This window comes from Pedobacter psychroterrae (assembly GCF_004331695.1).
GTDB classification, from domain to species: Bacteria; Bacteroidota; Bacteroidia; order Sphingobacteriales; family Sphingobacteriaceae; genus Pedobacter; species Pedobacter psychroterrae.
In genome coordinates this window covers 24,756-46,402 of record NZ_SJSL01000001.1, presented here as the reverse complement: position 1 = coordinate 46,402, position 21,647 = coordinate 24,756, and the positions used below count along the sequence as shown (strand labels likewise).

The window sequence follows — 21,647 nt, the reverse complement described above, 5'->3', positions numbered from 1 at the left end:
TAATTATTAAAATGAAACATTCAAACCAATTCTATAAGTCGCCGAAAGTGGATAAATGCCATTGTCGATTCCAGATTCAATAGGACTGGTATTGGTAATCTCTGGGGTAAACCCTTTGTATTTGAAAAAATTAAAGGCATTTTGCGCATCAGCAAAAACTCTAAGTCGCTGCGCTCCCCATTTGGTAAGCAATGCATTGTTTAGGGTATATCCTAATTGAATATTTCTGATTCGCAAATAGCTTCCATCTTCCACATACCATGAATTTGGCTTGTAGTTGTCACCACCCCCAATGTTCGCCGACGGGTAAGAATCAGAAGTGCCAGCACCATGCCATCTGTTGTCATAGAAGTCCTTACTGAAGTTTTCAGAACCAAATCTCAAGCCTTTATTGGCATTATAAACCTGTACACCAGCAACTCCCTGAACATCTACAGCCAAATCAAAATTCTTATAACTAAAGCCAGTATTTAGGCCAAAAGTATATTTAGGATTCGGATTACCTAGTACCACCCTGTCTTTAGCGTCAATCGCTCCATCGTTGTTGGTGTCAACATACCTGAAATCTCCAGGCTTTGCTGCCTTCTGCAACGACGCTGCTATTTCCTCAGGCGTCTGGAATATACCAGCAACCTGAAGCCCGAAGAACTGCCCGATAGGCTGTCCAACAATTGTACGTGTACTCAACTGACCACCTGTCGAGGATGCTCCTCCTGAGTAAATAGGGTTACCTCCAGTTACAGTCTCAGTCACCTTATTGTTGTTCAAACTAAAATTTCCACTGATGTTATAACCAAAGCCGCTTTCGCTTTTATCTCCGTATCCAACAGAAACTTCAATGCCTCTGTTGCGGTAAGTAGCCTGGTTCCCGATGATAACAGCGTCATCAAGACCGATCGATGTCAGCACCGGAATCCTGAAAATTCCTTGTTCTGTCCTTTTCTCGTAAACGTCCAGCTCAAAATTCAGTTTATTGTCCAAAGCTGTACCTTCAAGTCCTATGTCCGTTCCAACACCTCGTTCCCAATAGGTCAATGGGGGAACGATAGACGTGATATTCGCTCCTGGTTGAGGCTGTCCGCCAATAATAGCAGTGAACTTGGGTCCCTGATTGATAAGCAGCGTAGATAGGTTGGCAGGAACACCCGCATTACCTACTTTACCCCAACTTGCTTTCAACTTTAAAGAGTTCAGCGTAGTCTGATCTTTCATGAATCCTTCTTCGCTAATCACCCAACCTGCTCCAATTGCAGGAAAGTAACCCCAGCGTTGATCACCAGAGAATTTTGATGATCCATCCGCACGGATAGAAGCATTAAGCAGGTACTTACCTTTAAAAGCATAGTTTACCCTACTGAAATAGGAAGTGTAGGTAGCTAAAGCTCCTTTATCAGTTATCGTCCTTGGATTATCTTCATCAATAGGACCTAATGACAAGTATAAATCTCCGTCAGTATTGTACGGAACATTTCTAGCGCTGGCAGTAAGTTCATAGAACTTTTGACGCTGTGCAGTCTGTCCGGCTAATAGTGTTAGTTTATGATCGCCAAACAACTTGTCAAAGGTTAGGGTATTCTCCAATATCCAGTTTCTTGTATCACCTTTGGTGATATTCAACTGGCTGATGTCATTTCTTTGTGCGACAGTTGCGATGTATACCTGATTGTAACCTAGTACTTCTGCCTGACCGAACTCTCCACCGAAACTTGTCTTAAAGGTCAACTCAGGTAATATTTTTGCCTCTGCAAATACGTTCCCGGTTACCCTATAGTTTTTAGAGTTTTGTTTGAAGAAGTCAAGCTGTGCTCTTGGATTATTTGTTGCATTTCCAATAGGAAAATCGTTTGGATCACCATACGTTCCATCCTGGTAAAATTGCGGTACTACTGGAGCCGCGGTGAATGCTTTATAAATGATACCGCCAGGCATATCAGCTGTGCCGTTTTGCTGGACGGCTGCGTTATAACCTAATTTCAGGAAATTTGTTGCCTGATAGCTTCCGTTAAATCTGGCTGAAATTCTTTCGAAGTCATTCCGTTTTACAATTCCTTCTTGCTTAAGGTAGCCTAGTGAGAAGTTATACGTCGCTTTTTCAGTCGCACCTCCAACAGTAACATTGTGGGCTGTTTGCAGGGCATCTCTGAATATTACATTGAACCAGTTTGTTCCTTCTCCAAACATGGAAGGATCTGGAAACTGCGTTGCACCCGCCTGCTCATTCACCAAGGTTGCATACTCGCTTGCGTTAGCCATCTCTACCTGGTTAGTGACATTCTGATAACCTACATAACCATCATAGTTGATGCTGATATTGCCTTTTCCTGTTTTTGTAGTAATGAGTACTACCCCATTCGCTGCTCTCACCCCATAGATGGACTGACTTGAGGCATCTTTCAGGATCGACATATTCTCAATGTCATTTGGATTTAGAAAACTGATGTCGTCATACCAAACACCGTCAACTACATAAAGCGGGTTCACACTTCCGTATACCGATCCTACACCCCTTATTCTAATGGTGGGGGAGGAGCCTGGAGATCCGGAATTGGTGATCTGTACACCAGCAACCTTTCCTTGTAAGGCGCTGAGGGCATTTGTTGAAGCCTGTTTAGAAATCTCTTCGCCCTTCACGGTTGCAACCGATCCAGTTACGTCAATTTTTCTTTGGGTTCCATAACCAACCACCACGACTGCTTCCAGATCCTGAGCGGATTCCGCCAGTTCGATGCTGATAGTTGTTTGATTGTTTACCAATACTTCCTGGGTGGTATACCCAATGTAGGTGAAAATCAGTGTTGCGTTTGCCGGGGCACTCAATGCGAATTTACCCGATGCATCTGTTGTCGTTCCTGTCTGGGTTCCCTTTACCTGAACACCTACACCTGGTAGCGGAGTCTTGTCGCCTCCATCGGTAACTGTACCAGATACCGTGATGTTCTGTGCCAATGCGGCGTTCATACAAAGGAAACATAGAAAAGTTAAAACAGATAATTTTGTAAAGAATCTTTTCATGCTGTTTAAGTTATTTTAGTTGTATAAATCTCCGTGTGTATTCTTGCTATTACAAATAAACTGCCTCTACATTAATACATCATAGCCGAAACTTACACTATCTCACACACCCTGAATATGCCCTTTATTTCTATAAATAGCTGATAGAGATGCATTCGGGGATATAAATACCCCTACACCAGCGCATAAAAAAAAGAATGGATTTTGATCTTGAAAAAAAGGATTATGAGAGGTATTGATGTAGTGTTATAGCTCCATTAGGAACTCTACAAGGTTCTTATCATGGGGTACATCGAGCTTTTTTCTCAATCTGTAACGTCTGATCTCGACACCTCTCAAAGAAATATTCAGTAAAGATGCCATTTCTTTACTACTCATATTCATATGAAGATAGGCGCATAACTTGAGGTCGTTGGGCACAAGATCAGGGTGATTGGCTTTAAGTTTTTTGAAGAAGCTTTCATGAGCTTCATTGAAGCTGCTCTCAAATAAGTTCCAATCACGTTCGTCATTCATCCCCTCATCTATCACCTTTTGTATTTTCCTCAACTGATCTTCGCCCAATAGCTTACCGTTGGAATCTTTGAGTTTCAGCATCTCCTGACTAAGCTTCTGAAGTAATTCATTTTTGTAGACAAGGCTCATCGCAGAATTTGCCAGTTCTCTGTTTTTCCCAGCCAGTTCCGCTTGCAAACGTTCAGTTTGCAATTTCACAATTTGCTTTTCTGTGGCCTCAGCTTCTTTCTTTATAAACTCTTCTTTCTCGTCCTGCATACGACTGGTGATGGCTTGCTTGTCCTTTCGCAGTTTCCGCTCGTAGAGTAGTTTTCCCGTTATTAATAAGATTGCAGCAAGAATAATGTAAAGTAATATGGCCCATGCAGAGGCATAGAAAGGCGGTAGTACCCTAAAGCTGAATTCAGTTTCCTTGCCTACCGCTTCTTCATTGATCTTCGCCCGTACTTTAAATACATAGTTTCCCTGACTCAAATTGGTAAAGTCCTTCTGTGATGCGGGGCTCCAGTCTGACCATTGCTTGGAATATCCCTCCAGAAAATACTGAAACTGTATTTTTGTCTGTCTGTACCAGGGCAGCGTATAAGAGATACGGATGTTATTGCGGGCGTAAGGGATTTCAATTTTAGAACCGCTATTGCCAATCTCACTAATCAGTCTGTAAGTATCAGTTACGTCTTCTATCTGGCGGATCAATACTGATGGAAGTTTTAGCGAGTGTTTATCTGGTGCATTTGTTGCATCGTAGATGACGAATCCATCATCTACACTGACCAAGTAAATATCTTTGCTAATACGGCTGATATTTTCATAGTACTGTACCATTCGTCCATCCAGGACGCTGAAGCGATTTGAGTCTATTGAAATCTTACCTGCATCTCCTAGGGTCACCAAACCCATTTTACCATTATTTATAAACCAATATTTCCTTGGCCCTGCTGGAATGATTTTATTGGAAGTCGCGAAGCCTGCCAACGCTGCGTTTAGCGTAGTGTACGGAGTGAATCGGTCGCTGATGTCATCATATAGCATGAATCCTTTTGCGGTTGAGAAAATAAGCCTGTTCTCTACAGTGGATATGTTAATGTTGTAGTCGCTCGGCAGCCCATTCTTTTCAGTATAATTCTTGACTGAAGTCACTTTCTTCAAGTCTTCACTTAGTGAGAGTTTATACAGCCCTTTGTATGCATGACTTACCCAGATGTCCCCCTTTACATCCTGCTCGACGTATCTCGAGGGTTCTCCAAATCCCGAAATCCTATGCAGAAACCTCCAGGCGCCTGCAGCATCTTTCTTAAAAACCACTAGCCCTGTGTAGCTTCCCTGAATAAGATACTCAGGTTTTGAATGGAGTTTTTTTGTAGTCCAGGCTCCCTGTATTGCAGAAATAGGAATCAACCTATTGCCTTCTATGCTGAAAGTTCCTTCGTTATGTCCGCAAATAAGTTGTCCATCTATTTCCGAAAGCTCCCAGACCTGTCCCTGCGAGTTGGGGATGAGCTTGAAGTCGAAAGAGCTGCTGTTGCCAGGTGTCCATGCGCTATAAAACAAGCCCTGATTAGTGCCCAGGTAAATATTTCCCTGGTATATGAGGCTTGAGTATACGGTGCCAAACTGGCCAGTCTTGTCGAAATAGAAATACAATGGTGCATTAAGCTCTATCCTGTCAATTCCGTTATCAAGTCCGATCCATAAATTCTGCGCATCATCTGCATACATACTCAAAACAGTATTGTTTTGCAACCCGCTTGATTTATTTATTCGCTGTATAATAGCACCATTTTCGTCTATGATGATGAGGCCATTTAGTATAGTACCATAGGCATAGTACTTATCCAAAATGCGTACACCGTTGTTGAGCTGATAAGTAGACAAAAAGTTATTGGCTGCCGTACTGAAGGGCGTGTAGTTTTCTCCATTGTATACATATAACCCATTTTTGCTGGTTCCGATAAGCAAGCTCCCATTCTTATATGGCAACACTGATAAGATGCCGGAAGGTTGTACTGTTCCGGTATTTTTCAACGGGACTAATTTTCCTGATACCAATTCAAAGAGTCCCTTTCCAAGGACTTCAATATAGAACCGCTTACCAATCTGGTGCATAAACAAGTAGGCTGATGGGCCGGTTACTACCCTGATTTTATTATTCTCATGAATATAGATGCTGGAGAAGGACTGGAAAATCACCTTTCCGCCATCCACGTAAATTTTCCAGATCTCGTCTTTGGGGATATATTTTTTAGGAACAAGTATGGTTAATGAGGTATATGTCAGGCGCCGGTTTTTGTATGCCCAATAGCCAAACTCGCCAAAACCACCAGTGTAGATTCTTCCTTGATCATCTGCCGCTACGGCACGTACAATCTGCTTGTTAGGCATTTGGTACTGCTCCCAGTATTTACCATCGTAGGTGAGCAGGCCCTGCGCATTTCCGAAATACATCACCGCATCTTTGCCTTTCGCTACCGACCAGTTCTGGTTTCCCGCCATGTATACCGACTTAGCATAATTCTGCACGTAAGGTACACCGATGCTCTTAATTTCCTGAGCCTTGCAAAGCTGCACCCAAAAGGTGACAATGATAAAAAGGCTGAGTATTTTCAACGGTTTCAAGATCATGCGGCTTTATTGCTTCTTGGTGAACCCCAAAAGTACGAAAGAAAATCTATGTAATTTCAAGATAGAAGTTATGTAATTTCAAAATAAATCTTATGTAATTTCAAAATAAAATCTATGTAATTTCAAAATAGATTATATTTGTAGCATGAAAGAGTACATAAAAAGGCATATTGCTAATGAAATTTCTGAGCAAAGAGATAAGTTTCCGATACTAGCCTTGACCGGGCCAAGACAGTCTGGAAAGACAACATTGCTGAAACAATTGTTCAGTGATTATACCTACATATCACTAGAAGACCCGGATTTACGGAGCTTTGCTACTGAAGACCCTCTTGGTTTTCTTAACACTTATAATGATAAAATCATATTTGACGAAGTGCAACGGGTTCCGGCATTATTCTCCTATCTGCAACGCATTGTAGATGAAAGTGGAAGAATGGGACAATTTATATTATCAGGATCTCAAAATTTCCATCTGATAAATAGCATTACTCAAACGCTGGCAGGAAGGGTAGCGTTGTTTAAACTTTTACCCTTCGATTTCTCCGAGCTAAGGGATGCTCAGTTGATTAGTGGTACTTATCAGGAAATGGCCGTTAAAGGTTTCTATCCGCCAATCTATAGCCGTAACATCGACCCAACGATCTTCTATGCAAATTATTTGGAGACCTATATCCAGAAAGATGTTACGGAATTACTTAATATCCGCGATTTAAGCTTATTTAAAACTTTTGTAGGTTTATGTGCAGCCCGGGCTGGTCAGTTACTTAATGTAAATTCTTTAGCAAACGAGTGCGATATTTCCCAGCCAACAGCCAAAGCATGGTTGTCAATTTTGGAAAGCAGCTACATTATCTTCTTATTACAACCGCAACATCAAAACTTCAATAAACGTTTGGTAAAGAGTCCTAAGCTTTATTTCTATGATACCGGGCTGCTTAATTATCTATTGCAGATTAAAGACGCTGATAGTTTGAACCAAAATAGACTCAAAGGTAATATTTTTGAGAATATGATCATTTCCGAATTTGAAAAGCAAAATCATCATTTATACCTGCATAATGACTACAGTTTTTGGCAGGATAGTAATGGTAGGGAGGTTGATCTGCTCATTAAAATACATAACGGTTTTGATATTTATGAGGTCAAGTCAACCCAGACTATATCTTCTGCACTATTTAAAGAGCTTGATTATTTTGACTCCCTAAAACCCGAAATGCATGTAAATAAATATCTGATATACGGGGGCTCAGAAAATCAGCAGCGGACAAAATATACCATCCAGAGCTGGGACAATGCTACCGCTGGTCTTTCTTAAGCTTTTACAGGTTTGTTGACCGGCTGCGGTACTTTTACATAATAGCCTGTGCCGTCATATTTACGGTTTCTTGGATTGGTAGTACAGGCCACAGAACAGCATCCCTGCAATGCTTCGCCACATTCGTCACACTGTGTGAAATGCTCATTGCATTCAGGATTGGCACAATTGATCATCTTTGGCGTAGTTTTTCCGCAGTTGCGGCAGGTAGAAACTATTTTAGGGTTTACCGTGTTTACATCTACCGCAATCCTGTTGTCAAATACATAGCATTTCCCTTCAAAATCTTCACCATTGGCTTCCTTGCCGTATTTAATGATCCCGCCGTGCAGCTGGTATACATCATTAAAGCCGTGATGCAACAGTAGGGCCGAAGCTTTTTCGCATTTGATGCCGCCTGTACAGTAGGTGAGTACTTTTTTGTCTTTATACTTAGCCAGTTCATTGATTTTTTCGGGGAAATCCCTGAAGTTTTCAATGTCTAATGTTACCGCGTTTTTAAACTTGCCCAGGTTGTGCTCATAGTTTGAGCGTACATCAAGGATGATTACATCTTCCTGATCGATCATCTGCTGAAATTCTTTAGGCTCCAAGTGTTTACCTGTTTGCCTGTTGGGGTCAATGATTTTGGGATCTCTCAGACCTGAATGCACAATCTCCGATTTGTAACGGCAGTGCATTTTAATAAAAGAAGGTTCGGCTACTTCGTCGATCTTGAATTCTGTTTTGCTAAAGCGCTCATCTGCATGGATGGCCTCTATATAGGTTTTGCAGGATTCTTTAGCTCCTGAAACAGTTCCGTTTAAGCCTTCGTCGGCTACAATGATGCGGCCTACAAGGTTAAGCGATTTACAAAATGCCAGGTGGTCTGCAGCAAATTGTTCTGCGTTGGCTATGGGACTATAGCAATAGTAAAGTAATGTCTGATATGTTGTCATAATTCATTGATACCGATGCAAACGGCGTTTAATGCTTCTGCAAAGATATAAAAAATTAGTGATCTCTTCGAAGACTGCATGATTCGCTGAAGAGCGAAGAACGCTATGTCTTCTCTGAGACACTAATTTTTTTGTGGCAGGTGTATATAGCGAGATGTATAGTTATAGCGCTTAAACGTCTTGCATTCCGTATTGCTTTAACACATCGGCGGGTACGCCATCCCATACATTAGGGACATTCCCTACAAAACCAAGGTCTTTGATGCCGATTTCAGTAGTATAGAAGCCTGAGGCGGTAAGGTCGCGCAGCAGACTAAAGAATGCTACGCCCTGCTGCATGCCCGGTTTTACCTTTTTGGGGTAAGCGATGTCATCTACCATTTCTATTTGCTGAGCCGGTGAGGTGTCTTTAAAGGCTTTGTCATAACGGCCCAGGCATTGGAGGTCGAGCCATTTCAGTCCGCCGCGCATGGGTGTCTGATTGGACGGCATGTCCTTTACGATGAACTCAATAAAGTCAGGTACTTTGGCTTCTGAGGCACTACCTGATTTATCATCTTTAGGAATGATAATGTCGACAAGGACTGTTATGGTAGCCATTTCATGGTCATTAAAGAATTTTGCAGCATTGAGGTCCTTATCCCTGGCTACTTCAAATTCCTGCCTGCCGGGAGGAAGCTCACCGTCTGCAGTGATGGCAGCGGCTTTTTCTTCACCCGGTTTACAGGCTTGTATCAATACTCCTGTGCTCAATGCGGTAAGGCCTAGGGCCTTCAGCGAATCACGTCTGTTCATATCGTTTGATTTAGGATCAGCTAATATTTAATTTATCTTTTTGCTGCAAGATGTATTCAGCGGTACGCATGGAAAGCGCCAGAATGGTCCATGTTGCATTTTTATCTCCCTGCTGTACAAAAGGTGCGGCATCTACCACAAACAGGTTGTTGCAGTCGTGTGCCTGGCACCACTTATTGAGCGCAGATTTCTTAGGGTCAGCGCCCATCCTTACGGTACCTACTTCATGGATGATCTTGCCCGGTGCCTCTAATCCGTAACTTGATTCTGGACCGGGAATGCCACTGGTAATTACCGCACCCATGGAATGCATGATCTCCTGAAACGTATCCTGCATGTGTTTGGCCTGCTTCACCTCTTCAGGTGCCCATTTGTAGTGAAACCTTAATACTGGAATACCAAATTTATCAACCACGGTAGGATCTATTTCGCAGTAATTTGTTTCCCTTGCAATTGCTGTTCCCCTACCGGCCATACCAATAGCCGTTCCGTAGAAACGTCTGTAATCATCCTTCAGCGTAGCACCATAACCTCCGGCTTCTTTAGGTTTGCCGTCACGGCCAGGTACCGTGCCGTTCAAATTGTCTATGCCCCAGCCAAAACCGTAGCCCGGCATATGCATGCCGCCGCCGTATTCTATATGGTATCCGCGTGGGAAATCTAATTTGCTGTTGTCAAGCCACCAGGGCGAATAGATGTGCACACTTCCTGCGCCATCTTCATTGTATCTTTTTCTGTCCATGAGCTGTGGCAGGTAACCGCCCAGACTGGCACCGGTAGAATCATGCAGGTATTTACCCACCACACCGCTGTTGTTGGCCAGGCCATTGGGATGTGCAGGGGATTTGGAATTGAGTAGTAACCGTGCCGATTCGCAGGCGCTGGCACCAAGAATTACCGTCTTGCCTAGTACCTGGTATTCCTGCATGTCTTTGGTATTTACATACGACACACCAGTGGCTTTTCCGCTTTTATCGGTCAGCACCTCGCGTACCATTGCGTTGGTAATTACAGTAAGGTTTCCCGTCTTGACGGCCGGGATCACCAGGCATGACGACGACGAGAAGTCGGCGTATACCTTACACGAACGGCCACATTGTCCGCAATAGAAGCATTGTCCGCGGTCTTTGTTGTCTTTTAGTTCTTCTGTCAGCACCGATCCGCGCCCGGCAATAACCGGGACACCCACCGATTTTGCCCCCTTTTTAATGAACAGTTCATTCAGTCGTGGTTTTGGCGGCTTCATAAAGATTCCGTCAGGTTCGCTCTCTATACCTTCCACGCTACCATAAATCCCTATCATGCGGTCTATCTTATCATAAAAAGGTTTTAGCTCCTGATAGGTTAAAGGCCAGTCATCGGTAAGGCCATCTTTAGGCTTGAAGTCGTCCGGTCCCATTCTCAGGGAAATACGGCCCCAGTGATTGGTGCGCCCGCCCAGCATCCTGGAGCGGAACCATGCAAATTCGGAGTTGTCTTTTTGGGTATAAGGCTCGCCGTCCAGTTGCCATCCCCCGTAGGAGGCATCAAAGTCGCCAAATGGCCGTGTAGTGCGGGCGCCTCTTCTGGGAGATTCCCAGGGCCATTTTAACTGCGCTGAATCTATGCGGGGGTCAAAGTAGGCCCCTGCCTCCAGCATCAACACTTTTAGTCCGGCATTGGCCAATACATATCCTGCCATACCGCCTCCGGCACCTGATCCCACTATTACGGCATCATACTGGGTGCCTGATTTTTTAATTTCAAATCCACTCATTAATATCTGGTTAGGTTATATCTGTGTAATATTTAGTAAGGTACAGAATTTTATATGGTTTTAAAACCCATAGTATGCCATTTTTTGCTTTTTACAGCAGGTTTGTTACGACATGAGCTCTTGGACAAGGGCAGGTACTCCTTCAGTAGCGGATTGTTCTATCCTGATCACCTCATTTCCTATGGCAGGTACTTTGAGGTCTATTACATATTTAATAGCGTTAGGTGCTGCATAGCTGATCAAGCCTGCAGCAGGGTAGACCTGCAGACTGGTGCCGATGACTATAAGTATATCTGCCTGTCGGCAGATGTTTGCCGCCACACTGATCATTGGTACATCTTCACCAAACCATACTACATGTGGCCGCAACTGTTTTCCATGTTCGCAAACATCGGTATCACGCAGCTCCCAGCCTTCGATTGGGTAGGTGAGCTGCGGGTCGAGGTCGGATTGGGATCTGGTGATCACTCCATGCAGGTGGAGTACATTTTCTGAACCCGCACGTTCATGCAGGTCATCCACGTTTTGCGTGATGATATGTACTTTGTATTTTTCCTGTAGTTTTACCAGTGCATAGTGCGCATCATTAGGCCGTGCTTCGAGTACCGACTTGCGGCGTTCATTATAAAACTGCTGCACTAAGGCCGGATTCCGTTTCCATGCCTCCGGAGTAGCCACGTCTTCTATACTATGTCCTTCCCATAGTCCGTCAGCATCCCTGAATGTTTTGAGTCCGCTTTCTGCACTGATACCTGCTCCGGTTAAAATGACAATGGTTTTCATATCGCTTTTAGGTTGATGTTTTGTCCCTGTTTCTGCGGCTTGTTTCCGCATCGGAAATATAGATAATTTGATCAGATCTTTTTATGGACAGAGATTATTTTAAAATCTCTGTAACCTTTTGTTTGATTTGTTCATCTTATCAATACAAAGAAACCCGAATACCTAAATTAATCATATTCAATGTAGTATGCTGGAAAGCGTATGTGAAAAACTATGCCCTATGAAAAAAAATACTACCCTCATATTTGCAATACTTTGTTTAGCATTTAGCTATGTAAAGGCGCAGACGGCCACAGGCGACGGAGAGATTTCGGCCAGGGTACTAGATGAAACGAAAAAGGCATTTCCTTATGCTACAGTAAGTTTGCTAAACAGCGGGGATTCCAGCATAGTAAAAGGAACGCTGACTGCCGAAGACGGGGGATTTCAGTTTAAGGGGCTTAAAGCGGGCAGCTATACGGTATCGATCTATGTAGTTGGGTATAAGAAAGTCCTTAAGGGGCCATATCTGATCTCGGCTGACAAAAAAGTATATGGGCTCGGCGATGTGCAGTTGGCCATTGATTCCAGGGAGCTGAAAGGTGTAGAAATTGTGAAGCAGCGGCCGCTTATTGAACGGCAGATTGACAAGACGGTGATCAATGTGGAGAATAGCGCTATTGCTGCCGGAAATTCGGCACTGGAGATCCTGGAAAGAGCACCGGGGGTGACGGTAGACCGGGAAGGAAACGTAAGCCTGAAAGGTAAGCAGGGCGTGATGATCATGCTGGATGGCAAGCCTACTTATTTATCGTCCGAACAACTTGCCAACCTGCTCCGTTCTACTGAAGGAAATGCCATACAGTCCATAGAGCTGATCACCAATCCATCTGCAAAATATGATGCAGCCGGTAATTCGGGGATCATCAATATCAAGCTGAAAAAGAACCAGAATTATGGTACTAACGGGTCGCTTTCGGCAGGAGCGGGTTATGGCAGGTATCATAAAGCAAATGGCGGACTCACCATGAATCATCGTGAGAAGAAGCTGAATGTGTTTGGCAACTTTAACTATGGTAAGAATAAAAGGTATAGCGGTACGGACATCGTAAGGGTCAATAATACGATAGCTGATAAAACCTATTTTGACCAGGTGAATACGACAGTAAGAGATCGTAACAACAGCAATTATAAAGCGGGGGCTGATTACTTTATAGATGAAAGGAATACTGTGGGCTTTGTGTTTAACGGCTATAATAGCAATGGGCGTAATGAGTCGGATGTGCTGACACTGATCGGCGACAGGCCTGGTAAAACGGATTCGTCGGTAGTAGCGCAGAATCCGGGCGATTATAAATATACAGGGATGACGTACAACCTGAACTATAAAGTCACGATTGATACATCGGGACAGGAATTCAGTGTAGATGTGGATTATTCAAGATATACGGGCAGTGAAGACAACCATTTTAACAACCGTTATTTTAATGCCGCAGGACAACCACTAAAGTCTGCTTATTTATTCAGAAACGCTTCCCCTTCAGAAACCAATATCCGGGCAGCAAAGGCAGACTATACCTATCCCATTGGCAAAGCGATGAAGTTTGAGGCTGGATTGAAATCGAGCCTGGTAAAGACGGACAACAATTTTATATTTGAGAATTTTGAGGGTAATGCATGGATGGACGATCCTAAGCGTAGCAACCAGTTTCTGTATGATGAAAATATCAATGCGGCCTATGCAAATCTGAACAGGAAGTTTAAAGCTACTACGGTGCAATTGGGGCTGAGGGCAGAGCAGACCAATTCAAAAGGAAATTCGATCACCGATAATAAAATTGTAAAAAGGCACTACCTGAATTTGTTTCCGAGTGTGTTTGTCAATCATGAGCTGGCTAAAAATCATGAAATGGGCTTTTCTTACAGCAGGAGGATAGACAGGCCCGACTATGAGTCGCTGAACCCATTTATCTCTTATCTGGATCTGTATTCTTTTAATTTTGGTAATCCCTTTCTGAAGCCTCAGTATACCAATTCATTTGAGCTCTCTTACGGGTATAAAAAGACATTGAACGTAACGCTTGGATATAGTCATACTACAGATGTGATCACTGATGTATTGCTTACTGATACAGCTACTAAGACCATTTTTATCTCAGATCAGAACCTGGCAACCCAGGATTCGTACAACCTGAATATCAGTTGCCCGGTACAGGTCACCAAATGGTGGAGCAGTAGCAATAACCTGACGACTTATTACAATAATTTTAAAACTCCTGATCTCCTCGGTGCGCCTTATGAAAGCGGAAGGATCGCTTTTAACCTGAATACCACGCAGACCATCACACTGGCCCCAACGGCAAGTGTAGAATGGTCGGGCTATTATCAATCCAGAAATGTATATGGTACACTGCTGATTGCTCCCCAGTATGGTGTGGACCTGGGGCTTAGCAAGTCGTTTATGGACAAGAAGCTGAGCCTGAAACTGAGCGCAAATGATGTATTTAAATTGCAGAGGAGCAGCATCACCAGTACATTGCCGTCACAGGATTATGTGGTAAGTGAGCGCTGGGAAAGCCGGGTGTTCCGTTTTACCTGTACCTACCGGTTTGGAAGCAATGCGATCAAGGCAGCCCGCCAGCGTACTGGCGGATCTGAAGCGGAGCGCAACAGGGTTAAGTCTGGCCGCTAAAACATAATATTTTTGTTATGAAAGGATCGGGCTTGTGCCGGAGGCTAGAATATTAGTAAGTTTGCAGTGTTATGCAGATAACAAAAAAACTAACTAACATTAAACATACAAATGACTAAACCATCAATGAAATCATTGTGGCTGGCTGCTGGCCTGCTGCTCGGATCGACCATTACCTTTGCACAGGACAATCTTGTTAACTCCCTTAAAGATAATCAAAGCGAAAACAGTGCTACAACCTTTACTTTTACGCCGTTAATAAATGCGGAAGCTACTTCGGTGAAAAATCAAAAATCATCAGGTACCTGCTGGAGCTATAGTACGAACTCTTTCCTTGAGTCTGAAATGATCCGTATGGGTAAGAAGCCGGTAGATCTTGCTGATCTTTTTACTGCACGTAACGCCTACATAGAGAAAGGAATCAATTATGTGCGCATGCACGGCGCCCTGACACTTGGTGATGGAGGTGCTTGTCATGATGTAACCAATATGTTTGCAAAATATGGCGCATTGCCACAGGAGGTTTATACTGGCAATGATTATGGAAGCGGCAGTTCATCTGACAGGATGAACAAGCTGACAGAAGCGATCCTTAAAAAAGCTGTGTCGGGTAATTTTGATCCGAACTGGAAAGCCAGATATATAGCAACTATAGATTCTTGCATGGGTGCAGTTCCGGAGAAATTCACTTATGAAGGGAAGGAATATACACCTAAAACTTTTGCTAAAGAGGTAGTGGGGATTGAGCCTGCTGATTATGTAGAGCTTTCTTCTTTCAATACCTCGCCGTATTATCAGAAGGCAGTATTGATGGTGCCTGATAACTGGTCTTTTGATCAGGTATATAATGTGCAGATGGATGACATCACCAGGATTATTGACAACGCTTTGAAAGGTGGGTTTACAGTAGCATGGGCTACAGATGTGAGCGAAAAAGGCTTTAGCTGGAAAAACGGGATCGCCTATGTGCCTGCGAAAGAGCTAGAAGACATGACGGGAGAGGAAAAAAGAGCGATGTTTAACGGGCCTAAGAATGAAAAGGAGATAACGGTAGAGATGCGCCAGGCTGCGTTTGATGAGTATGAAACTACAGATGATCACGGGATGCAGATTACAGGCATTGCCAAGGACCAGAACGGTAAAGAATATTACATCGTTAAAAATTCATGGGGTGCTGTAAACGACTATAAAGGCTATCTGTATGTGACCAAGAACTTTGTGAAATATAAAACCACTGCGTTTTTATTACATAAAAAAGGCATTCCTGGAGATATCAGAAAGAAACTGGATATTTAAAATCCGTAAGATAACTTAAAGCCGTGCACTGCCTGATCCTTTCCATCATAGGCAAATCCATAGACTGCTCTGAAGATGAGACGCTGCACACCAAAATAAAACTCGGTGTAGTTTTCTTTTAAAGGCTGGGTGAGGTAGCTTATACCGATTACCTCCTCAAGCTTTAATTTGCGTACAAGTGGGATTTTATTGCTGAACAGTCCGGAGAAATTATGCTCCAAATGCGCTTCTGCATATTGTTCTTTTGTGCTGAATTCATAGAAATCTAAGAAAAGGAACCTCCTTAGGTCGGGTTTGATAAATCGGGCATTGTTACCGCGGAAGTGTTTGAATTCGGGATAATATACTTTATTGTTGTTTAGGAATTTTCCTGCGCTTAACACAAACGACGCGTAGCCCCACATTCCTGCGCTGATGCGGTTCTGCTGTAGGCCAATGGTTGCCAGGTCATAATCTACCTCACTGTTTAGCAGATTGTTGATCCCCTTGCGGTAGCTGACCGTGATGGTCGGGTATTTAGCATCCTGATAGAATTTGCCATCAGGCCTTGTGATATATTTCTGACCGATCGTATATGTCAGGGAAGCACTGAGGGATAGAGACTTGTAATTGTCAAAAAGCGGTGTCTCTGTGTCAGGTGAGAAAGGGTTATTTGAAGTAAATTCTTTGTCTTTCAGGTCCCTTATTTTGAATGAAGTAGTATTTTGCAGGTTGGTGTTTCTTGAGTAGTCGGCTACAAGTGATGCCTGAAGCCCATTGGCCAGTTCCCTTGTAGCACCTATATTAACGAACTCCTTTTTATAAAATTTACTGAAATTCGTTTCGAAAAGTAGGCTGTTGATCGAGTTTCCTAACAAGGCCATCGTTCCGAGATTATTCAGGTCGTAAATACCTGAACCACCGCTGATGCTGATATTAGCACGCTTGACGGGGTCGTAATAGTAGTTGGCCGACAGGTTGGCCGTAAATGTTTTGTTGGAGAACCCATACCTGGCTTCCGGACGAAAGGAAAAGTATTTTCTGTCTTCCATGTTTTTGGTATACGTAACTCCATATTTGACAGCAAAACCTTCAACAGTATTGTATATAATGGCCTTGAGTACCGGATCAAAACTAAGTGATTTTTTATCGTAACGGTTGTTGACCGTATATCCTGATAACAGCAGTTTCCCTATGCCAAATTTGTTGTTCACGCGCTCCAGCGAGTCGAGGTACTTTTTGGAAGTTTTCAGGGCAGCAATACTGTCTTTTCTGACATAGTCGCGGCTTTCTTCGCCGGTGAGGGGGATGGGGCGGTTATTTAACCAAAATAATGAGTCTTTTTTATTAACTGCCTTGGTGATTTTAAGGATTTCTCCGTTGAAATAACCTTTAGGGAATTCAGGATGGATATTGTAATTGCTGTAAACGCCAACATAGTAACCCTCGAACTTAAAGCCAAGCACATTTCCGTTGAACTGGAAATTGATATTGGAAGGCATATAAGTGTCTTCCACTTTTAAGAACTGCTGGGAGATGTTTAGCGTATCGAGGAGGTTGATACCGGAGTTTTTAGTGAGGTATACATCTGCATTCACCATGTGCCAACTGTCGTCTTTGATATAGATGATCCCGCGAAACACAGGGTCATGTTCCCTGCGGGGGATGATTTGTATTTTATTAATGGTAGCGCCGTTTTCAACTGCTACACCCAGAAATTTATAGCGGTAATAAAGTAGGGCATTGTCTGAAATGGGCGATACGAACCCGCGTGGGCTGAGCGTATTTTCGAGCAGTATATTCTGGTAGAAGTTGATGATCAGATCGGATGCTTTATTGAAGCTAAATGCATTGTTGCGACCCGCAGTTTTGGATGAAACCATTTCTTCATGTACCAGGTCCGGCTGCTTAAAGGCAAAGGTTGAGGTAGATTCGGACAGATATAGAATTCCCTTGCGGTTGGTGTCCAGATCGAGTGTCTTTTGGATGTCCCTGCCAAAGAATTTTTTTGGAGCGCCTACCAGTTTCTGTACACCTTTGATATATACATTGGCCGTATAGGCGTCGACTTCTGTCAAATGCGCTTTTCTCTGTTTGATGGCCTGTCTGATAATTTCATACGCTGGGTCCTCGGCATTGCCGTCTATGGTAACGGCAGCGAGGCTATAAGTTTCCGGTGCCAGTGTGATATCCTGGGAAGTATGTTCATTGATGGTAATGTCTTTTTCGACTGCTTTATAGCCTATGGCGCGGTAAACTATAGTATGTGTGCCTTTATCTAGTGATAAGCTATATAAGCCGTCAACATTGGCCGAGGTACCAATGGTGGTATTCTTTATATAAACAGAAGCAAATGGAACAGATTCTCCGCTACTTTCTTTTACTGTGCCGGTAAGTTTTACTTGTTGCGCAGACACACTGAGGGTAACAATTAACAAGAATAACGTAAGATAGATTTTGTTCATTGTGCAGATTTATGCCTAAATATCGGATAAGTATTTTAATGTAACAGCGTAATTCTGTTAAAGTTTGTTAAGTGCTTTTAATTTGAATATAGCTACAGGATGATATTTTTATAACTTTGCAGCGTAACTAAATTATTCACAATGTACAAAACACTTCAGCCTGTTCTGCAAAAAGAACTTGAACAAATAGAAAACGATGGTTTATTTAAACGCGAGCGTATAATTGTAACCCCTCAGGGTGCCGATATAAAGATCAATACAGGTCAGGAAGTAATCAATTTTTGTGCGAATAATTATTTAGGACTGTCTTCACATGCTCACGTGATCGGGGCGGCTAAAAAGGCGATCGACAAATATGGGTATGGTATGTCTTCTGTACGTTTCATTTGTGGTACACAGGATGTACATAAAGAACTGGAAGCGAAGTTGTCGACGTTTTTAGGAACCGAAGATACAATCTTGTACGCTGCGGCGTTTGATGCCAATGGAGGTGTTTTTGAGCCTTTATTCAATGATCAGGATGCGATCATATCTGATGAACTGAACCATGCGTCTATCATTGATGGTGTGCGTTTGTGTAAAGCAAAGCGGTTCAGGTACAAGAATGCAGATATGGCAGATCTGGAACAGCAATTAATAGCCGCTAAAGATTCAAGACACCGGATCATTGTGACCGATGGTGCATTTTCTATGGATGGAGTAGTGGCCCCCCTGGATAAAATATGTGATTTGGCCGATAAGTATGAAGCGCTGGTAATGATCGATGAGTCACACTGTACCGGGTTTATGGGGAAAACTGGTCGCGGTACCCATGAGCATTTCAATGTGATGGATAGAATAGACATCATTACAGGTACCTTGGGTAAGGCGCTGGGCGGTGCTTCAGGTGGATTTACCTCAGGTAAAAAAGAAATTATTGATATGCTCCGTCAGCGGTCAAGACCATATTTGTTTTCAAACACACTGGCCCCTGCTATTACAGGTGCATCAGTTGCGGTACTGGATCTTTTGAGTGAAACGACAGACCTGAGAGATAAGCTGGAGCACAATACTGCTTATTTCCGCAGGAAAATGACGGAAGCGGGATTTGATATTAAAGAAGGGGTACACCCGATAGTTCCGGTGATGCTTTATGATGCCAAGCTGGCGCAGGAATTTGCAGCCAAAATGCTGGAAGAAGGGATTTATGTGATCGGGTTTTATTATCCGGTAGTTGGTCAGGGTAAAGCAAGGATCAGGGTACAGTTGTCGGCCGCGCACGAGCAGCACCACCTGGATAAGGCGATTGCCGCTTTTACTAAAGTTGGTAAAGAACTAAAGGTGATATAAATGCAAGGCTGAGTCTATTTTCATTATCTTCATGTACTTAAAGATGATTTATGGACTCAGTCATTATAAATTTATTGTATAATTAGCTGTATATTTGAGCCATGTTACAAGATAAGATAACACAATATACTGAAGAGATAAATGCATTTTCTACAGAGAAAGCGGATGAGTTAGAGCAATTTCGGATAAAGTTTTTGGGTACAAAAGGCATCATCAAAGATATTTTTGATGAATTTAAAGCTGTTTCACCTGAAGAGAAAAGAACCCTTGGTAAGGTTTTAAATGAGTTTAAACAACTTGCCGAAGCGAAATATCAGTTTTTGAAGGAAAATAATGTAGCAGAGGAATCGGTAAAGGTAGCTGATGCAGATTTAACTTTGCCCGGAGAGGGATTTGAAATAGGGGCGCGGCATCCACTGGCCCTGGTAAGAAGAGAGATCATTGAGATCTTTAATAAACTTGGGTTTGTAGTGGCTGAAGGTCCGGAAATAGAAGACGACTGGCATAATTTCTCCGCATTAAACTTCCCTGAAGAGCATCCTGCCCGTGATATGCAGGATACCTTTTTTATAAAAAAGGGTGGAGAAAAAGGGGATATAGCATTGCGGACACATACTTCATCTGTACAGGTGAGGATGATGGAAGCAGGGCAACCACCTTTCAGGGCAATCATGCCAGGCAGGGTATATAGAAATGAAGCGATCTCTGCCAGGGCACATTGCTTTTTTCACCAGGTAGAAGGTTTATATCTGGATGAAAATGTTTCATTTGCTGATTTGAAACAAACCCTGTTTTATTTTGTTCAGGAACTTTATGGAGAAGGAACTAAGGTCCGTTTCAGGCCTTCTTATTTTCCATTTACTGAGCCATCTGCAGAAATGGATATTTCCTGTACTATATGTAAAGGGGATGGCTGTAACATGTGTAAGTATAGTGGCTGGGTGGAGATCCTGGGCTGTGGTATGGTGGACCCGAATGTATTGGAGAATTGCAACATAGACAGTAAAAAATATAGCGGATTTGCATTTGGAATGGGAATAGAACGCATTGCTAATTTAAAATTTGAAATAAAGGACCTGCGTTTGTTTTCTGAAAACGATGTACGCTTTTTGAAGCAGTATAAAACGTCATTGATATAATGATCAGGAGATTATCAGGATTATTTTTATTAACAATAATTATATTAGGCTGCGGAAAGGAAGGTGAGATGATTCCTAACATATTTGTGGAATACAATGTGACCGTTCAGGAGTTTAATATTAAAGCGGTTAACCGGGTTCTCTTAGTACCCAACCATGGTGTAAAAGGATTGATGATTGTAAATACAGGTAATGGATATGTGGCATTTGACAGGTGTAGTTCTGTAAATCCGAAAGAAGGATGTGCAGTGTCGCCCGATGATACAGGCATAACGGCTACCGATCCCTGTACGGGGGCTAAATATTTGCTGACTGATGGGAGTCCACAGAAAGCACCTGCAGTACGCAGTTTAAAATCCTATACCACGTCACTTCGTGGAGGGCAGACTATAAATGTAAGTAATTAATGGAACCGGAGAAAATTAAAGAAAGCATTATCAGGGCTGCAAAAGAACTGTTTAGGAAATACGGGTATCATAAGACGAGTGTGAATGAAATTGCGAGGAAGGCGCGGATGGCTAAAGCCACTATATACAAGTATTTTGAAAGCAAAGAGCAGATCCTGGATGCGATTTTAATGAATTACCTGGATCTGAATTTGCATGAGATCCTTAAAAATAAGGCGCAGTTTGCCAATGAAGAAGAACACCTGAAGGCGCTGGTAATGAAGACCTGCAGGCTCACCTATACTGTTTGCAATGAATTTATAGGATGGGATTTTGTGCGGGAGAATGCGAATTCACAAGAGTTTTTAAAGCACCTGTCGGATCAGCTTGAATCTCTGCTGTTGTCGGCATACCTGGAACTGGATCATTTTAAACACAATCCATCACGAAAGGAAGGATTGGCCTTTTTACTTAAAGCAAGTAAAAGTATTGTGTTTTCATTTGCCTTTACTTCTGTCAGCGACTCGGATGTAAGGAAAAACTTTGTGAGCTTTCAAAAAGAACTGCTTCCTTTTCTCGTGAAGGCAGCACTTTAAATCTTTACAATATCTTAACTATACCGTTTTGGTATTTGGTACAAAA

Annotated in this window: 14 protein-coding genes; 7 read left to right on the top strand and 7 right to left on the bottom strand. The window is 42.8% G+C overall.

Features of this window, described 5'->3' with window-relative positions:
• Positions 1-6 precede the first annotated feature (6 nt).
• Both EZ437_RS00205 and EZ437_RS00200 read right to left on the bottom strand, forming a co-directional pair.
• The gene (locus EZ437_RS00205) at positions 7-2,958 is read right to left on the bottom strand and encodes a SusC/RagA family TonB-linked outer membrane protein (protein ID WP_225869453.1); all 2,952 of its coding nucleotides are present in this window, start codon (positions 2,956-2,958) and stop codon (positions 7-9) included.
• A gap of 300 nt (positions 2,959-3,258) precedes the next feature.
• Positions 3,259-6,150 (bottom strand): triple tyrosine motif-containing protein, encoded by a 2,892-nt coding sequence (locus EZ437_RS00200; protein WP_131591990.1) that lies wholly within the window; start codon positions 6,148-6,150, stop codon positions 3,259-3,261.
• Positions 6,151-6,295: 145 nt separating this feature from the next.
• On the opposite strand from EZ437_RS00200, the gene EZ437_RS00195 reads away from it, so the two are divergent.
• Entirely contained in the window at positions 6,296-7,468 is a 1,173-nt protein-coding gene (locus EZ437_RS00195) for an ATP-binding protein (protein WP_131591988.1), read from the top strand.
• On the opposite strand, the gene trhO is transcribed toward EZ437_RS00195, so the two are convergent.
• From trhO to EZ437_RS00175, 4 genes are all read right to left on the bottom strand, one after another.
• Positions 7,465-8,406, bottom strand: a complete 942-nt coding sequence (trhO, locus tag EZ437_RS00190) for an oxygen-dependent tRNA uridine(34) hydroxylase TrhO (RefSeq protein WP_131591986.1) — start codon at positions 8,404-8,406, stop codon at positions 7,465-7,467. The genes EZ437_RS00195 and trhO overlap by 4 nt on opposite strands.
• Before the next feature lie 171 nt (positions 8,407-8,577).
• Positions 8,578-9,201 (bottom strand): gluconate 2-dehydrogenase subunit 3 family protein, encoded by a 624-nt coding sequence (locus EZ437_RS00185; RefSeq protein ID WP_131591984.1) that lies wholly within the window; start codon positions 9,199-9,201, stop codon positions 8,578-8,580.
• A gap of 16 nt (positions 9,202-9,217) precedes the next feature.
• Positions 9,218-10,957, bottom strand: coding sequence for a GMC family oxidoreductase (locus EZ437_RS00180; protein ID WP_131591982.1), 1,740 nt, complete (start codon positions 10,955-10,957; stop codon positions 9,218-9,220).
• 105 nt (positions 10,958-11,062) lie between these two features.
• A complete protein-coding gene (locus tag EZ437_RS00175; protein WP_131591980.1) occupies positions 11,063-11,740 on the bottom strand; it encodes an SIR2 family NAD-dependent protein deacylase in 678 nt (225 codons plus the stop codon).
• Between the two features lie 220 nt (positions 11,741-11,960).
• Here EZ437_RS00175 and EZ437_RS00170 point away from each other — a divergent pair, with 220 nt between their 5' ends.
• Both EZ437_RS00170 and EZ437_RS00165 read left to right on the top strand, forming a co-directional pair.
• Positions 11,961-14,411, top strand: a complete 2,451-nt coding sequence (locus EZ437_RS00170; protein WP_165500310.1) for an outer membrane beta-barrel protein — start codon at positions 11,961-11,963, stop codon at positions 14,409-14,411.
• Between the two features lie 111 nt (positions 14,412-14,522).
• Entirely contained in the window at positions 14,523-15,707 is a 1,185-nt protein-coding gene (locus EZ437_RS00165; RefSeq protein WP_131591978.1) for a C1 family peptidase, read from the top strand.
• Here EZ437_RS00165 and EZ437_RS00160 read toward each other — a convergent pair.
• Positions 15,704-18,151 carry a DUF5686 and carboxypeptidase regulatory-like domain-containing protein gene (locus EZ437_RS00160; protein ID WP_131591977.1) on the bottom strand — a complete coding sequence of 816 codons (2,448 nt, stop codon included), beginning with the start codon at positions 18,149-18,151 and terminating at the stop codon, positions 15,704-15,706. The two genes, EZ437_RS00165 and EZ437_RS00160, sit on opposite strands and share 4 nt — an antisense overlap.
• A 141-nt stretch (positions 18,152-18,292) precedes the next feature.
• On the opposite strand from EZ437_RS00160, the gene kbl reads away from it, so the two are divergent.
• From kbl to EZ437_RS00140, 4 genes are all read left to right on the top strand, one after another.
• The gene (kbl, locus tag EZ437_RS00155) at positions 18,293-19,480 is read left to right on the top strand and encodes a glycine C-acetyltransferase (protein WP_131591976.1); all 1,188 of its coding nucleotides are present in this window, start codon (positions 18,293-18,295) and stop codon (positions 19,478-19,480) included.
• A gap of 101 nt (positions 19,481-19,581) precedes the next feature.
• Positions 19,582-20,619, top strand: coding sequence for a phenylalanine--tRNA ligase subunit alpha (gene pheS, locus EZ437_RS00150; protein WP_131591975.1), 1,038 nt, complete (start codon positions 19,582-19,584; stop codon positions 20,617-20,619).
• The gene (locus EZ437_RS00145; protein ID WP_131591974.1) at positions 20,619-21,026 is read left to right on the top strand and encodes a Rieske (2Fe-2S) protein; all 408 of its coding nucleotides are present in this window, start codon (positions 20,619-20,621) and stop codon (positions 21,024-21,026) included. Before pheS ends, EZ437_RS00145 begins: the two co-directional genes overlap by 1 nt.
• Entirely contained in the window at positions 21,026-21,601 is a 576-nt protein-coding gene (locus EZ437_RS00140; protein WP_131591973.1) for a TetR/AcrR family transcriptional regulator, read from the top strand. The genes EZ437_RS00145 and EZ437_RS00140 overlap by 1 nt, the downstream gene beginning before the upstream one ends.
• The last annotated feature ends 46 nt before the right edge of the window (positions 21,602-21,647 follow it).